Origin of the sequence: Methylomonas sp. DH-1 (assembly GCF_046097555.1) — a bacterium.
Classification (GTDB): Bacteria; Pseudomonadota; Gammaproteobacteria; order Methylococcales; family Methylomonadaceae; genus Methylomonas; species Methylomonas koyamae.
Genome location: NZ_CP143089.1, coordinates 3,424,873 through 3,441,239, shown reverse-complemented (window position 1 = coordinate 3,441,239; position 16,367 = coordinate 3,424,873). Strand labels below are relative to the sequence as shown.

Annotated in this window: 15 protein-coding genes; 14 read left to right on the top strand and 1 reads right to left on the bottom strand. The window is 46.4% G+C overall.

The features are described 5' to 3' along the window. The first annotated feature begins 4 nt into the window (after positions 1-4). From VXJ35_RS15610 to VXJ35_RS15565, 10 genes are all read left to right on the top strand, one after another. Positions 5-478: a Crp/Fnr family transcriptional regulator gene (locus VXJ35_RS15610; protein ID WP_054762477.1), complete on the top strand. Its 474-nt coding sequence runs from the start codon at positions 5-7 to the stop codon at positions 476-478. 31 nt (positions 479-509) lie between these two features. Then, positions 510-1,247: a PEP-CTERM/exosortase system-associated acyltransferase gene (locus tag VXJ35_RS15605; protein ID WP_064022272.1), complete on the top strand. Its 738-nt coding sequence runs from the start codon at positions 510-512 to the stop codon at positions 1,245-1,247. A 67-nt stretch (positions 1,248-1,314) separates the two neighbouring features. Further along, positions 1,315-3,708, top strand: a complete 2,394-nt coding sequence (locus VXJ35_RS15600; protein WP_064023549.1) for a tetratricopeptide repeat protein — start codon at positions 1,315-1,317, stop codon at positions 3,706-3,708. A gap of 27 nt (positions 3,709-3,735) precedes the next feature. After that, complete coding sequence (locus VXJ35_RS15595) at positions 3,736-4,410, top strand: polysaccharide biosynthesis/export family protein (RefSeq protein WP_231914760.1); 675 nt, start codon at positions 3,736-3,738, stop codon at positions 4,408-4,410. 57 nt (positions 4,411-4,467) lie between these two features. Continuing rightward, positions 4,468-6,024: an XrtA system polysaccharide chain length determinant gene (locus VXJ35_RS15590; protein WP_064023548.1), complete on the top strand. Its 1,557-nt coding sequence runs from the start codon at positions 4,468-4,470 to the stop codon at positions 6,022-6,024. A 10-nt stretch (positions 6,025-6,034) separates the two neighbouring features. Next, on the top strand, positions 6,035-6,943 hold the full coding sequence (locus VXJ35_RS15585; RefSeq protein WP_064022270.1) for an XrtA-associated tyrosine autokinase: 909 nt from the start codon (positions 6,035-6,037) through the stop codon (positions 6,941-6,943). After that, the gene (locus VXJ35_RS15580) at positions 6,930-8,597 is read left to right on the top strand and encodes a TIGR03016 family PEP-CTERM system-associated outer membrane protein (protein ID WP_082880954.1); all 1,668 of its coding nucleotides are present in this window, start codon (positions 6,930-6,932) and stop codon (positions 8,595-8,597) included. Before VXJ35_RS15585 ends, VXJ35_RS15580 begins: the two co-directional genes overlap by 14 nt. 10 nt (positions 8,598-8,607) lie before the next feature. Next, positions 8,608-9,636 carry an XrtA/PEP-CTERM system-associated ATPase gene (locus VXJ35_RS15575; protein ID WP_054760438.1) on the top strand — a complete coding sequence of 343 codons (1,029 nt, stop codon included), beginning with the start codon at positions 8,608-8,610 and terminating at the stop codon, positions 9,634-9,636. An 8-nt stretch (positions 9,637-9,644) separates the two neighbouring features. Continuing rightward, positions 9,645-10,769, top strand: coding sequence for a non-hydrolyzing UDP-N-acetylglucosamine 2-epimerase (gene wecB / locus VXJ35_RS15570; protein WP_064022269.1), 1,125 nt, complete (start codon positions 9,645-9,647; stop codon positions 10,767-10,769). Between the two features lie 7 nt (positions 10,770-10,776). After that, complete coding sequence (locus VXJ35_RS15565; RefSeq protein WP_082880953.1) at positions 10,777-11,112, top strand: polysaccharide deacetylase family protein; 336 nt, start codon at positions 10,777-10,779, stop codon at positions 11,110-11,112. A 153-nt stretch (positions 11,113-11,265) separates the two neighbouring features. Here the strand turns inward: VXJ35_RS15565 and VXJ35_RS15560 are convergent, their stop codons facing one another. Further along, a complete protein-coding gene (locus VXJ35_RS15560) occupies positions 11,266-12,363 on the bottom strand; it encodes an IS5 family transposase (RefSeq protein ID WP_064019980.1) in 1,098 nt (365 codons plus the stop codon). Between the two features lie 186 nt (positions 12,364-12,549). Between VXJ35_RS15560 and VXJ35_RS15555 the strand changes: the two genes are divergently transcribed. The 4 genes from VXJ35_RS15555 to VXJ35_RS15540 are packed head-to-tail and all read left to right on the top strand — an operon-like array spanning position 12,550 to position 16,361. After that, complete coding sequence (locus tag VXJ35_RS15555; RefSeq protein WP_231914759.1) at positions 12,550-12,999, top strand: DUF3473 domain-containing protein; 450 nt, start codon at positions 12,550-12,552, stop codon at positions 12,997-12,999. Between the two features lie 2 nt (positions 13,000-13,001). Further along, the gene (locus tag VXJ35_RS15550; RefSeq protein WP_064022268.1) at positions 13,002-14,021 is read left to right on the top strand and encodes a FemAB family XrtA/PEP-CTERM system-associated protein; all 1,020 of its coding nucleotides are present in this window, start codon (positions 13,002-13,004) and stop codon (positions 14,019-14,021) included. 2 nt (positions 14,022-14,023) lie between these two features. Then, positions 14,024-15,220, top strand: a complete 1,197-nt coding sequence (locus tag VXJ35_RS15545) for a TIGR03087 family PEP-CTERM/XrtA system glycosyltransferase (RefSeq protein ID WP_064022267.1) — start codon at positions 14,024-14,026, stop codon at positions 15,218-15,220. Between the two features lie 4 nt (positions 15,221-15,224). Next, on the top strand, positions 15,225-16,361 hold the full coding sequence (locus VXJ35_RS15540; RefSeq protein WP_064022266.1) for a TIGR03088 family PEP-CTERM/XrtA system glycosyltransferase: 1,137 nt from the start codon (positions 15,225-15,227) through the stop codon (positions 16,359-16,361). Positions 16,362-16,367: the final 6 nt, after the last annotated feature.

The window sequence follows — 16,367 nt, the reverse complement described above, 5'->3', positions numbered from 1 at the left end:
CCTGATGATAGAAATACTTAGTGACGTTCTGAAGAATCCGCTGTTTCAAGAGGGCTGCGCTTGGCGACGATACAGACTGAGTGCGGGTGCCACTATCGTCAAGAAGGGCGATCCGGGAAAAACTTTGTTTTATTTGGAAGAAGGTCTTGTCAGGGTTCTGGGTGGGGCCGAGTTGGATGGTAATAAACGGGTTAGTCCGGGGTTGTGCGATTTGGAGGCCGGCGCAGTCTTCGGAGATGTGTGTCTTTATGAGTCGAGGGAACGCACGGCTTCGGTTATTTCGGTGACAGACGTGCAATTGCTGGAAATTCGTAGCGATATGTTGAGCGTGTATATGGACGATCATCCTATTCAAGGGTATTTGTTTTTGAAAGAGTTGTTTCAAACTATGTCCAGACGTTTAGGTTTGGCGAACGATCGTATCGAACATTTATTGGCGTGGGGTATAAAAGCTCATGATATCGATAAGTATTTGTAGTTGATAAGCAATTTATCAGAGAGCGCATAGAATGGACGTCGCACAAAAGCTGTCATTAGCGGAAAGCTTTAGTCGCTATTTTAAGGTCTCCCTAGCGGAAACTGTTGCGCAAAAACAGCAGGTTTTTCGAATAAGGTATAGGGTGTATTGCGAAGAGTTCAAATATGAATCGCAAGAGCATTTTAAAGATCAGCTTGAGATTGACGAGTATGATCAACTCTCCCGTCATTGTTTGATTACCCATATACACACTGGTTTGCCCGCTGGCTGTGTCAGATTAGTTCCTGCATTGGGGGCGGAATCTGAGGCACCGTTACCTTTAGAAAGGTACTGCAGCAACAGCCTGGATCGCAATACGCTTGCTAGTCTGCAGCTTGACAGAAACACGGTGTGTGAAATATCCAGGTTGGCTGTTGATGGCGCTTTTCGCAGAAGGACTGGTGAGAGTCTGACTCGTTTCGGCGAAATCAACGGATTACATTTCTCCGCGCAAGAGCAGAGGACTTTTTCGACTATTGCGGTTGCATGTTTTTTTGCGGCAACGGTTTTGACCGAAATCGATAGACGGACTAACGTGTTTGCAATGATGGAGCCGTTTTTACCACGAATGATGCATCGATCAGGAATTGATTTTCAGAGAGTCGGAAAAGACATCGACTATCATGGCATTCGCGCGCCTTACTTCATTACAACGCAATCGGTGTTGGCAAACATGCATGCGGAGTTGCGGGAGCTATATGCATGGATCAAACAAAGCATCGCTGAATGACGCGCACGAAATTGTAATGGCATTTTTGGAGTACTTCTAAGTGGTGATAAGAAAATATAAGGATAACGTGGATAAAGGTTTTGCGCTGGTTTGTGCGCTACTTTTGTTCGGATGTAATTCACCGGTAGAAACCGCCGATAGTCATCTACAAAAAGGAAAAGACTTTATCGAGAAAGGCGAATTGGATAAAGCTTTCTTGGAGTTGAAAAGCGCCAATCAGAGTGACGACAAAAGAGGGGAAACTTACTATTACATGGCCTTGCTGGATGAAAAATCCAATAATTACAAAGCTATGAAGCAGAATTTGACCAGGGCGTTGGAATTAGATAACGGCTTACTTGACGCTAAAATCAAGCTGGGCAAGCTAAATGTTTTATCTGGCGATTTGGATAAGGCTTTGGAGCTGGCAAAAGCGGCCTTGGCTAGTGACCCCGGCAATTTAGAAGCTCAAATTATTGAGGCTTCCGTTTACGCCAAACAGGAGAAGTCCGATCAAGCCAGTCAAATTGTCCAGCAAATTTTGAAGGATAACCAAGATAACGTCGATGTATTGTCTTTAGCTGCCGCTTTAGCTTACAAGGCCAATCGGCCGGCTGATGCTTTGGATTTAATTGGGAAAGGCTTAGATAAAGACGGCAAGAATATAGCTTTGCGTTTGTTTAGGGTGAAGATAAATGCATCTAACAACCAGGTTGACAAAGTAATTGAAGATTATAAAAGCCTTGTTGATTTATACCCAGAGAACAATAATTTTAAATTGAGCTTGGCTTCAATTTATTCCATGACGAACAAACTGGATTTGGCAGAATCTTTGCTCCGGGTTGTTATCGAAAAGGAAGGCTATAAGCCCGATTCCGAAATTACTCTGTTAGAGTTTCTTAATGCTAGGGCTAAAGACAGGGTGCCTGTCGAGTATGAGGTCATGGTAAATCGTCATCAGCGGCAGGGTGCCCCAATATTGGAATTGTCGAAGTGGATGATGGCGAATGGCTTTATCGACGCGGCCAAAAATGGATTACAGAAAGTTGTTGAATTAGAAGGAGATGGCGACTTAGGGCTAACAGCGAAAGTTTTGATCGCAGATACATCCATGCTCGCCAAGCAATACGATGTCGCAAAAAATATTGTTGACCAAGTGCTTGTGTCGAATCCTGAGTTCGTTCCTGCAAAACTCTTAAGAGCAAGGTTATTCTTGGCCGAAAGCAATCCCGATGAGGCTTTGGTTTTACTGAACAAGCTTGTATGGGATAAGGCAAATTTAGACGAGGTATATGCTCTTTTGGGGCAAGTGCACCAAGTTAAAAAGGACCGTAAGGCTGCTGATAAATATTTCAAGCAAGCGCTGGAAGTAAATCCGGTCAACTTGGTTGCTTTTAATAATACCTTTAGTTCCTATATCCAAGCGGGGCAAAGAGATACTGCAAGACAAGTTTTAGACAAAGCTCTTAAATTAAAGCCAAATCAAATTAATTTTCTTATTAGCCAGGCAGAGCTTGATATTTTAGAAAAACGTTGGGATCAGGCGCAGGATGTTGTGCATAAAATAGCTTTATTTTCCAAAGAGAAAGCTGTGCCGGTTTATCTTCAAGCCAACGTACTGCAGGGTAAAGGAAAATATTCTGATGCGATAGCATTATATGACAAGATTCTTCAAGAATTTCCAGGACATCTTAATTCTATGGTAAACCTGGCGCGAAGCTTTGATGCGTCCGGACAGAAAGAAAAAGCTGTTTCTTATTTGGAAATTCACCATGATAAGCATCCGGATGACTCTGCGATTGTTGGTGTTTTGACGGATGCTTACTTGGTCAGTAAAGATTACAGCAAAGCCAAAAAGCTACTTTCTGGGCATGTCGATAAATTTCCTAAATCAGTTTCCAGTTATTTGGCTTTGGCTAAAGTCCAAGCCTTATCCGGTGAAAATGTGGAATCAGTCAAGCAAATATATTTGAAAGGTTTGCAAGTTAATCCGGACGACGTTCAGCTAGCGTTGGCTTTGGCGGGGCTCTACGAGCAAGTCAACGAAAAACAGAATGCAAAGAAAATTTACGAAGAATTGCTTGAAAGGCATCCGGATGTCGACGTTGTTGTGAATAATTTGTCGGCTTTGCTTGTAGAGTCGGATGACCAAGATAACTTGGTCAAGGGTATGGCGCTTGCCGAGAGGTTTAAAAACTCCGATAACCCTTATTTTCAAGATACCTATGCGTGGGCGCTTGTAAGGTCCGGCAGGGTTACGGATGGACTAAAATTACTGGAAGAACTCATCATCAAGGAGCCAAAACTACCTGAATTCAGATACCATTTGGGGGTTGCCCACTACCAAAGTGGCAATAAAGCAACTGCATTATCCGAATTAAAGCAGGCTATCGCTTTATCGGATAGGCAGAAGAAAGGCTTTGCTGGACAGGATGTTGCGAAGAAGATGTTGTTCGAGATTGAACATTCTACAATTAAATAAATTAGAAATTCATAATAGGCCATGTTGATGATTTTCAAAAAATTCTTTGTTGCCTGGGTTGCGGTGCTTGCTAGTTTGTTCGTTGGCGGGTGTGCGCAGCCTTTGCTTGAAGACATACAGCAAGCTTCTGACTATACCTATCGAATCGGACCCGGAGACAGTGTCAACATATTCGTATGGGGAAATCCTGAATTATCGACATCTGCAGCGGTAAGACCTGATGGCAAAATTACTGTTCCGTTGGTTGAGGAGCTTTTAGCGAGCGGTAAAACACCTTTCGAGCTAGCCAGAGATATTGAGAAGGTGCTGTCTACCTATGTCAAAAGTCCTCAGGTCGTAGTTATGGTCGGAGGATTCAAAGGTGTTAGGGATCAGCAAATTCGAATTATAGGTAGAATCGGTGGCGGTGGCGGTGGCGGTGGCGGTGGCGGTGGCGGTGGCGGTGGCGGTGGCGGTGGAATTGGTCGCTACCAAGGAAAGTCGATACCTTACGAAAGGGGTATGACATTGTTGGATGTTATTATCCAAATAGGGCTTGATCAGTATGCCGATGGAAATAGAGCCAGTGTTATTCGGAATATTAATGGAGAGCTTAAGCCTTATGCGGTGAGAATTAATGATCTTATTGATGACGCCGATTTGACAGCCAATGTTTTGATGATGCCCGGTGATATTTTAATTATCCCAGATGCGTATTTTTAGTGTCATTTTCGGTGTGCTGGCTGGTTTTAATTGTGGGTAATTTTGGGTCTTTTAATTATGCAGCAAGATCTGTCCGAAGTTTATTTTTATTTAAAAGGCACACTTAAGTACAAGCGTGTAGCGATTTTATTTGCGCTTGCAGTTTGTATAGGTGCGTGGACTTATATTTTTTTAATGCCTGATAGGTTTGAGTCCAAAGCAAAAGTGCATATAGACTCTGCAACTGTGATTAGACCGCTTATGAGAGGGATGGTAATCGAACCGGATATATCCGCGTTAATAAGAATAATTCAGCAGTTAATGTTCACTAGGCCAAATTTGGAGAAAATTATCGAGTTATCGCAGTTAAGTCGTATTCAGGATGAGTTTGGCGGCAAGTCGGATTTAATCGAGAGGCTTAAGAAAGATATTACCATTGCGGGTGGTCGTGGAGATATCTTTGACATCGCTTTTAGCGCCAGAGATCCAGAAGTCGCTAGAAGTGTCGTACAAGCAGTTTTAACGGTGTTTTCAGAGCAAACTGAAGGTAAAGCCTTGGCGGATGCCAGCGACGCACAAAGATTCATAGAGCAACAAATTCGGGACTACGAAATCAGGTTGCAGGATGCGGAAAAGGCAAAAGAGGAATTTAAACGAACTAATATGGATTTATTGAACGACGCAGATCAATTTCAGGCGTTGCAAAAGATGAAAGAGCAGTATCAGGACGCTAATACTGCTCTCCAACAGGCCATCTCTCGCCGAGATGTTCTGGCAGAACAGGTAGCGGAAGTGCGCGACTCAGACGAGGATTGGGGTATTCCGACTGCATCGCAAGAAGTATCATCTTCCGCTGATAGCGCTAGAATCGAATCGCTCAAGGATAAACGGACAGAGTTATTATTGAAATATACCGAAAAGCACCCCTCCATCATTGAAATTGATAAATTGATAGATACATTAAAGAGTCAAGAACAACAGGAGTTAGCAAGTAAGCAAGAATTGGCTAATAAAGAAAATAAAGTCGAAGATCAAACTTCGATAGCACCTGCCAAAATGACAAATCCCTACGTTCAAGCCCTTAAAATGGGCTTTGACAATGCCCAAGCTGAAGTTGCTTCAAATGAAGCTCTGGTGGAGTCTATCCGCAAAAGAATTGCTAAGCTGGAAGAAGGCTTGAACGAAAGGTTGACTATCGAGACCGAGATGAAAAATCTAAATCGCGATTATGAAACGATCAGTGGCAAGTATTCTGAATTATTGGAAAGAAGAGAACAAGCCCACATTACAGAGCGGGTGGATGATCAAACTTCAAGGCTGAAATTCAAAATTGCCGATCCACCGAGCAAGCCAGATAAGCCCAGCTTCCCTAATAGAAAATTATTTTATTCATTGGTTTTATTGGTCAGTATTGTAATTGGATTTTGTGTTGCTTTTTTGATTTATTTTATACGCCCGGTATTTATGTCTGCAAGGCAAGTTCGAGTAGTAACGGGCTTGCCTTCTCTAGGGAGTGTATCCCTAACTTCTCAGGGTATAAATAAAACCACGAATATTGACTGGATACTGGTCTCTACTTTGCTCTTATTGGTGGCTGGCTATATCGGTATTATGGCGCTGGAAATACTTAAGTAAGGCGTAAATTATGAGTATTATTGAAAATGCGCTGAATAAAGCCGCCAAGCAAGGGCTTATAATCACTAGCGAGCGAACCGATTCAGTTGAATTGGATAGCGCTAGAGACCGCAAAATTTCTGATGCTAATTCTTTCGTAGGAGAGAAGTCGGCTGTTGACCTAGCAAGCAAGGCTGTTCCAGATAGGGTTGTAAATATCGATTGGCAGGCGCTTTCTGAAAATGGTTTTATCGATAGTAATAATGCCAAGTCTCAACTCGCAGAAGAGTTTAGAGTGATTAAGCGGCCTTTGGTTAATAATATTCAAGGGGCTGAAAGCAATGGGATTAATCGTTCGAATTTGATTTTAATATGCAGTAGTTTGCCGGGGGAGGGTAAAACATTTGTCTCCATTAACTTGGCGTTGAGTATTGCTAATGAAAGGGATAAAAGTGTTCTGCTTATTGATGCCGATGTTGAAAAGCCTAATATTGCTAAGCAGCTTGGAATTGATAATTCTCGTGGGTTGATAGAGTATTTGGAGGATGACAAAGTCACTTTTTCGGATATTTTGTTAAAAACTGATCTGCCTAATTTAAGTATCATTACCGCAGGTAAGCGACATAAATATTCAACCGAATTGTTGTCCAGTCAAAGAATGTATTTGTTCGCGGAAGAAGTAAGCCGCCGCTATAGGGACAGGATCGTAATTTTCGATTCCCCCCCTCTGTTGGTGGCGACTCAGGCTCAGATCTTGGCTGAACTTGTCGGTCAGGTTGTGCTCGTGATTGCCGCGGAGGCTACTCCACAAAGCGTTGTTAATGAATCGGTTTCCAAGTTGAGCAATTGCGATGTGGTTATGACGCTGCTAAACAAGACAAGAAAAGAAATAGATATATATGGTCATAACTACAGTTATGGTAAATATGGGCATTTTTGATTCTTGTTCTTCTCGGTTTCAGGTAGTTCCCTGTAAGCTCGTCTTCTCTAGTTTTTTAGTTTGTTTTTGCTGTCCCGGAATTGGTTATGGGCTCGATTGGCGTCTTACTCCAAGTTTGTCGGCTACCGAGACGTTTACTGATAATATAAACCTTTCTAATATCGAAAAAAAAAGCGGTTTTGTCACCGAGGTGGCGCCAGGGCTCTCTATAAATGGCTCGTCACCTTGGAGTAATTTTAATCTGAATTATCGCTTACAAGGCTTGCACAATGCCGGCGGGCGTGATGATTTAGATTTTAATCACCAGTTGAACATGACCTCTTTGTACCAAGCCGTCAGGAATACCCTTTTTATTCAGACCAGCAGCTCGATTAGCCAGCAAAATATTAGTAATACGCTAGTTACTACCGATAATATTTCCGGAGTCGGCGGACGCACTGAAAATACAAATTTCAGTATTTCTCCGTACTGGACGCCAAGGTTCGGCCAGTTTGGGAGTGGGTTGTTCAAAGTCGGTTACAGCCGATCTACTTTCGACACTTCCAGTTCTTCTCAGGCCGCGAGTTTGGTTCCGGATAATTTTGTAACCGATTCCGATACTTTTACGCGCCAAGCCCGTTTGGCGAGCGGCTCGTTTTTTAGTAGTATGAATTGGGCTCTGAATTATTCATCGAATGAGCAAACCAGGGGAACCGGGCAGGACGTTCGGTTTGAACAATACCAGGGAGATATGCGCTATTTTTTGAATAGAAAGTTTAGTGTTTTCGGGCTTGCTGGTTTCGAAAATAATGATTATCAGACCACCCAGAATAATATTCGAAATGGTTTTTTTTATACGCTGGGCGGACGCTGGAATCCTAGTCGATGGTATTCATTGGAAGTCGGTTTGGGCAATAACAAACACGCTACGGTGCAATTCAATCCGTCAAGCAATTTCAGTTCTACCATTACATACCGTAATAAAGATGTGGGGCTTAATACCGGCGATTCTTGGGACGCCAGTCTAAGATACCAATTCAAACAAGCTAATTTCGGATTTAATTATAATCAGGAAACTACTACTACACAGCAGTTGTTGACCGAGCAGGGATACTTTATCAGGGATGCGTCCGGTAACCTGAGCCAAGTGATAAATACGCAAGATTTAATAGCTCAGGGTTTTTTGATGCTGGACCCATCTGATCCCGCTGGCACTCGGTTAATTCCCGGTCCTAATTTTAACAATTCTCGGCTTGTTTCAAATCCTTTTGATCTGGTCAACGACGTTATTATTAGAAAAAGAGGGGCTTTATCATTTAGTTACCAGACGGGCAAAAGCAGTTACAACGCTTCCGTGTATAACGAAAGGCGATCTTACGAGCTAAGAGCCGGAGAGGATATGTCTTACGGTATCTCGGGAGGTTGGCAGTGGCAAGTCGAGCCAAGGTTGAATTTTTATCTTCGCCCATCTTGGCAGCATAACCAGGGTCAATTAGCGGACAACACTCGATACGACTTGGCTTTGGGCCTCAATCGTTCCATCCCGATCAATCTTGGACGTCCTTTGCTGATGGATACCCGTTTCGAGATTCGCCACATCAGCCAAAGTTCAGACACCTCCACTTTCGACTATACTGAAAACCGTGCATCAGCCAACTTTAACGTTCGATTCTGAATAATAGACAATGTACGACGGTTTTTACAATCTCACGCAAAAGCCCTTCCAGCTTAGCGCCGATCCTGATTTTTTCTTTCAAAGCTCTGTGCATAAAAGGGCTTTGGCTTACATGCATTACGGCTTAACGCAGGGCGAGGGCTTTGTGTTGGTCATCGGTTCTCCCGGTACCGGTAAGACCATGCTGGTAAAAAGCTTGATCAAAAATTTAAATAAAGACAAATTGTTGATCGGTGTGATGATGACCTCACAGGTCGGTCCTGAGGATACATTGAGAATGGCGGCATCGACTTTCGGTTTCACCTTTTCGTTAACGGACAAAGCCAGTTTACTTTCGGGTTTTGAAAAATTTATTGTTGAGAAAGCAAGAGAGGGGCGGCGATTGCTATTGATCGTCGACGAAGCGCAAAACTTGCCGAAGCAGTCGCTGGAAGAGCTTCGAATGTTGACTAACTTAGATGTAAACGGCAACCCCGTATTTCAAGTTTTCCTGGTTGGTCAAACCGAACTGAAGCGGACGATTTATGCTGCCGATATGGAGCAATTAAAGCAACGTATCGTGTCGACATTTCAGCTCGATCCGCTGGATTTGGAAGAAACCAAAGAATATATTTTGTTTCGTCTGCAGACGGCCGGTTGGGGCGGAACGCCGGAATTCGGGCCGGGCGTTTTCGATGTGATTCATGAGTTTACCGGCGGCATTCCACGGAGGATTAACTCGCTGTGCGATCGGTTATTGCTGTTCGGTTATTTGGAAGAGCTGGCGCTATTGAATGAAGAAGCCGTTAGAAAAGTGATCGTTGAGGTCAAAGAAGAAATGCTACTGGAGTCGGGCGACGAAGACACTCGTACACAGACCTTGGTTGCCGGCCGCATTTCGAACGACGATGCTAGTTTTGAGCAAAGATTGGACAGATTGGAAGCCATCGTGGATAACCTGAGAAACAGCGTAAGTAAAGAAAAAGCCTTGCTCAGAAAGGCGATCCTGTTGCAGTTGGATATGGATAGCGTTTACGGCGAAACAACGGATTCCGAATAGGTTTAATAATGTCCAAAACGATAGTCTGTGTCGTCGGCGCGCGGCCGAATTTCATGAAGATGGCGCCAATTATTCGTCAGCTGCAACTAGTAAAAGATCGGGTCGTACCTTACCTCGTGCATACCGGGCAGCACTATGATCAAACGATGAAGGACACGTTTTTTCGGCAATTGGGCATACCGGAGCCGGATCGCGATTTGGGTGTCGGTTCCGGTACGCACGCGGTTCAAACCGCTAACGTTATGCTACGTTTCGAGTCGGTTTTGGACGAAGTCAAGCCATTTGCGGTTTTGGTCGTCGGCGATGTCAATTCCACTATTGCATGCGGCCTGGTAGCCGTTAAAAAAAACATTCCTTTGATTCACGTGGAAGCGGGATTGCGGAGCTTTGACCGTGAAATGCCGGAAGAAATCAATCGGGTGTTGACGGATCAAATTTCCGATTTATTGTTTACTACTGAGCGGGCGGCGGAGGCCAATCTAGTCAGAGAAGGAATCGCTCCCGAACGCATCAAATTCAGTGGTAACGTCATGATCGATACTCTGCTTGCTAATTGTAAGCAAGCGGATTCTTTAGACCAAATTCTGCAGCGCTACGGTGTCGCATTACCAATCTACGAAAAAAAATATGCGTTGTTAACAATGCATAGGCCGTCGAATGTCGACGATCCCGATACCCTGTCGCGCTTGATTTCAGTGATTGCGGATATTAGCAATAAAGTGCCGGTAGTGTTCCCTGTGCACCCGCGGACCCAGCAAAAATTAAGCGATGCCGGTTTGTTATCCGAGTTGTCTGGTCGGCAAGTAGCCTTACTTCCGCCAGTGGGATATCTAGAGATTTTGGGATTAATGCAGTCCGCGCAACTGGTTTTGACTGATTCGGGCGGGTTGCAGGAAGAAACTACCGCTCTGGGTGTGCCGTGCGTTACGTTACGGGAGAATACCGAGCGGCCCATAACCGTAACGGAAGGTACCAATACTATCGTGGGAAGTGACCCTGAGAAAATTATGGCGTGTGTCGACGACATTATGGTTACCGGCGGTAAAACCGGCCGAGTCCCTGAATACTGGGATGGTCGGGCGGCAGTCAGAATAGTCGATGAAATTTTGCGGCATTATTTGCAGGCAGGATGACGAATCGATGAATGTAACGATCAAACCAATCAATGCAATGACAGTGGATGTCGAAGATTATTTTCAGGTTTCTGCATTCGAGCAACATGTAATGCGTGACCGCTGGGATAAGCTGCCGCATCGGGTCGAGCAAAATACTGGCCGAATTCTGGATTTATTCCAGCAACGGCAAGTAAAAGCCACTTTTTTTACTTTGGGTTGGGTCGGCGAACGTTATCCTGGCTTAGTGCGTAGAATCGTTGCCGAAGGGCATGAGCTTGCGTCCCATGGTTACCAGCACACAAGGGTTACCGAACAGACGCCGGACCAGTTTCGAGAAGACCTGCGCCTAACAGGCTGGTGAAAAACCCACCGATATTTCCCCTTACCCACGGTTTCCGTGATTTTTTCGTGTTGAAATCGGTCATGACATCGAGTTTCAACCGTTTTGCCCCTGTTTCAAGGGCTTTTTATTCGCCTGAAGCCGTCTGTGGACGGTTTTCAGGCGTACTTCACCCTAGGTGGGCGCACTCCACGCCGGTTTCGGCGTGAACACCAATAGGTTGAGCAAGCGCGTCAGGTTGTAGGCGGCGAAGCAAAACAAGGCTTGGCCAGCGACTTTGGCTAAGCCGATGTGACGGGTTTTGCGCAGGCCGCCGACCGTTTTGACCCAGCCAAAGGCTTCTTCGACGATTTTGCGGCGCTTGAGGCTTTGGGCGTAACCTTTGCCGCGCGCGGTGCGGCCATCGACGGCACTGCCGGTCTTTTTCCGGGCCACATGGGCTTTGATGTCTTGCGCCTTGAGTCCGTTGACGAAAGCCGGTTGGTCATAGCCTTTGTCGGCACCGACGCTACCGCCTTTGGGCACACGGCGTTTGATCATTGTTTGCGCGGCTTCGATTTCAGCGGTGCCGGTGGCTTGGGTGGTTTCGACATCGACAATCAGGCCGTTACGATTCTCGGATAGGGCATGGGTGATGTAACGCAGTTTGGCCTCGGTGTATTCGCCTTTCTTGTAGAGCCGCGCTTCCGGGTCTGTCGTGCTTTGGTGGGTGGCGTTGCTGCGCTTTTCGCCGCTGAAGTCGACCTCGGGATTGCGGCCAGCGGGTTTGTCCGGGCCGCTGCCGTCTTTCTTAACGAAGCTTTTGTGCGAGGCCCAGGCTTCAATGAGGCTGCCGTCGACACTGAAGTGTTCGTCGGACACCAGGTTTTGCCATTCGGCTATGGCCAGTACCCGCTCAAAAAATTCGCGACTCAGCGCTTCGGACAGCAGCCGTTCGCGGTTGGCGCTGAACACGCTGCGTTCCCAGACAGCATCGTCGATGCCCAGACCGACAAACCAGCGAAACAGCAGGTTGTAGTCCAGCTGTTCCATCAACTGGCGTTCGCTACGAACGGTGTACAGCACTTGCAACAGCAAGGCGCGCAGCAGTTTTTCGGGCGCAATCGACGGGCGGCCAGTGTGCGAGTAACGCTCGGCAAAGACGGCATTCATAGAGGTCAATACGCCATCGACGAGTAGACGTAAACGACGCAACGGATGCTGTTTGGGAATACGTTCTTCCAGGCTAACGTAGCTGAACCAGCTACTTTGAATGGCATCGTGTCCGCGCATGGGGGGCTTCTCCAATTTAGATGCGCTATTTTACTTGTTTGCTGAGGCTATGCGCCTTGATGACTGCAGCTTTGGGAGTTTTTCACCAGCCTGCTAAGTAAGCGGATTCTGGAGGATGTCTCGGGACAGAGCGTTATCGGATACCGTGCCGCCAGTTATTCGATCGGTGCCAAGAATTTATGGGCTTTGGAAATTTTGCAGGAGGAGGGATTTTCATATAGTTCCAGCATCTATCCGGTAAAGCACGATCTGTACGGCATGCCTGATGCGCCGCGTTTCGCTTACCGGCCGACTAACGCTCCCGATTTGTTGGAAATTCCGATAACGACTTTGAATCTGTTCCGGAGGAATATACCGTGCGGTGGCGGCGGCTTTTTCCGCTTATATCCTTATTCGTTCTCCAAATGGGCGTACCGCTACATTAATAATAAGGAGCAACAAGCCGGAATTTTCTATTTTCATCCATGGGAAATTGATCCTGAACAACCCAAGCAACAGGGTTTGTCTTTCAAGACCCGCTTCAGGCATTATCTGAATCTCAGCAAAATGCACGACAGGTTGGATAACCTGATAACCGATTTTGCCTGGGATACAATGCGCAATGTCTTTCTAAACAAAACAGACTGTCATCATTAACCATGATCAAATTGCTAGAGCCTGCCCAAGCAGAGCGTTGGGATAACTATGTCATGGCGGCGGCCGACGGTAGTTTTTTTCATTTGGCGGCTTGGCAACAAGTAATACAACGGGCGTTCGGGCATCCGACTTATTACTATTATTTCGAGCAGGATGGTCAAATTACCGGGGTTTTGCCATTAACACATGTTAAAAGCCTGTTGTTCGGAAATTCGTTGGTATCCAACGCATTTTGTGTCTACGGCGGCATTCTTGCCAGCAACGATCAGTCTTTTAAGGCTTTGCAATCGCAGGCCCAGCAACTAGCCAGGGATTTAGGCGTCGATTGTTTAGAGATGCGAAACCGCCATCAGGCGCATCCCGAATGGCCACATAAAGAACTTTACGTCACATTCAGAAAAGAACTCGATACCGATGTTGAAAAGAATTTGAACGCGATCCCGCGTAAACAACGGGCAATGGTGCGAGCCGGTATCAAAGCAGGTTTGGTTAGCGTAATAGATGATAACGTGGATAGGTTATACGCGGCCTATTCGGAGAGCGTTCGAAATTTAGGCACGCCTGTTTTTCCAAAAAATTACTTTCGAATACTAAAAGAAGTTTTTGGTAAAAGTTGCGAAGTGCTGAGCGTGGAACACGAAGGGCGCTTAATTGCCAGCGTCATGAGTTTTTATTTCAAGGACGAGGTTTTGCCGTACTACGGAGGCGGTGTCGACGCCGCCCGCGATTTGAAAGGCAACGATTTCATGTATTGGGAAGTTATGCGTCGGGCTGTCGAAAAAGGCTGCAAAGTCTTCGATTACGGCCGAAGCAAAATCGGTACCGGATCGTATCGGTTTAAAAAACACTGGGGATTCGAGCAGGAGCCACTATTCTATGAAATCGATTTGGTGGCTGCAAAACAAATTCCGGAAATCAATCCTTTGAATCCTAAATACCAATTGTTTATAGCAGCCTGGAAAAAACTGCCGCTGCCAGTGAGCCAATGGCTCGGACCTTGGTTAGCCAAAGATTTGGGTTAAGCATGAAGCCCAAATTGCTCTATTTGGTTCATCGGATACCCTATCCGCCCAACAAGGGCGATAAGATTCGTTCGTACCATTTTCTAAGGGCTTTGGCAGCCGAATACGAAATTTTTCTGGGTACCTTTATCGACGACCCCGACGATCGCCAGTACGTCGACACCTTGGCCGGTCTTTGTAATCAGGTCTGTTGTATCAATCTTGTGCCGCGTCTGGCAAAAGTCCAGAGCTTAGTCGGGTTGCTGACCAATGAAGCATTGAGCTTGCCGTATTACCGTAGTGCCAGACTGCAAACTTGGGTGGACGATACTATCCGTGAACAATCGATAGATCGGGCGCTGATTTTTTCATCGCCAATGGCGCAGTACGTTGCGGGATACCCTTCGCTGAAAGTTGTCGCCGATTTTGTCGATGTCGATTCCGACAAGTGGTGCCAATATGCTTTGAGTAAGACTTGGCCGGCTAGCTGGATTTATCGGCGGGAAGCCGAAAAATTGCTGCGATTCGAGCGGAGAATTGCAGCTCGCGCGAAAGCCACTTTATTCGTTTCCGAGCAGGAAGCCGATCTATTCAAATCTCTGGCACCGGAGTCCGCCGAAAAAATTACGTTTGTCAATAACGGTGTCGACACGGAGCGCTTCGATCCTGCACTCGATTACCAGCGTCCATTCTCTTTGGATAAGAAATCCATTGTCTTTACCGGAGCGATGGATTATTGGGCCAACGTCGATGCAGTGAAGTGGTTTGCTGAATTGGTTTTACCCTTGATTACGGCGAAATGTCCGGAAGTACGCTTTTATATAGTGGGGTCCAAACCGGCGCGAGAAGTGCTGCAACTAGCGGAGAACGACCCTGCGGTGGTTGTTACCGGCCGCGTAGACGATGTCCGCCCTTATTTGGCTTATGCCGATTTGATTGTGGCTCCATTACGGATTGCCAGAGGCATTCAAAATAAGGTTTTAGAGGCGCTGGCAATGAACAAGCCTGTCGTCGCATCCTCAGCAGCAATGGAAGGTATTCCGCCGGAGCAGGATTTGCATTTGGCGATAGCGGATACTCCTGACGATTATGCTAAGCATGTTTTAGCGCTTTTAGAAAACCAAACCGGTTGCAGCGAGGCTAACCGTCGCTACGTGCGGAATTATTTTGGCTGGGTGGAAAGCGGCCGCCGGTTGCTGCAAATTCTAGCTGGGACGTAAGCGTATGGCCGACGCGAAACCTCCTTTGATTGTTCATATAATTTACCGATTGGGTGTCGGCGGCCTCGAGAACGGTCTGGTTAATCTGATTAACAAATTGCCAGAAAACGCCTATCGCCACGCTATTATTTGTTTGACTGAAAGCACCGATTTCAGCCAACGCATCGGCAGGAACGATGTCGATATCTTTCAACTGCACAAACAGCCCGGCCAAGACTGGCGGTCTTTCTATGCCGTTTATCGGTTGTTGAAACAATTACGTCCGGCGATTGTGCATACTCGCAATTTAGCGGCGATCGAGTACCAGATTTGCGCCTTGTTAGCGGGCGTCGGATATCGCATTCATGGCGAGCACGGATGGGATGTGTTCGACCCCGATGGCAGCAAAATTAAGTATCAGTGGTTACGCAGAATCATCGGGACGATTATCCATCGTTTTATTCCATTGTCCCGACACTTGCAGGATTACTTACGGGATAGGGTAGGGATTCCTGCGGATAAGATTACCCGCATTTGCAATGGCGTCGACACATCCGTGTTTTATCCTGCTGGCGGCGAGAGAATAATTCCCGATGGTTGCGGTTTGGCATTGAGAGACAAGGTCGTTATAGGTACCGTGGGCCGGATGCATGGGGTCAAAGACCAAATTACCTTGGTTCGCGCCTTCATAAGAAGTTGTCAGCAGTCGCTTGAATTCGCCGCTTGTTGCCGCTTGTTTCTGATCGGCGACGGTCCGTTAAGGGCTGAGGCTATGGATCTGTTGGCTGCCGCAAATTTGGCGGATAGCGTTTGGGGGCCGGGGGAGAGAAGTGACATTCCGGCTATACTGCGTGGCATGGATATTTTTGTATTGCCGTCGGCGGCCGAGGGCATCTCCAATACGATTCTGGAAGCCATGGCCAGCGGTTTGCCGGTTATTGCCACCGATGTCGGCGGTAATCCGGAACTGGTGGCGGATGGCGAGACAGGGCGATTGGTTCCGGCGCGGGATGCCGCGAGCTTGTCTTCGATTCTGAATGAGTTGGCGTTAGACGAACAGCGTCGCCGTCGCTTCGGAGAGGCTGCGTTAAAACGGATTCTGGCGGAGTTTTCTATCGACAGTATGGTGGCTCGCTACCAGCATGTGTATGACGGACAATAATTTGGG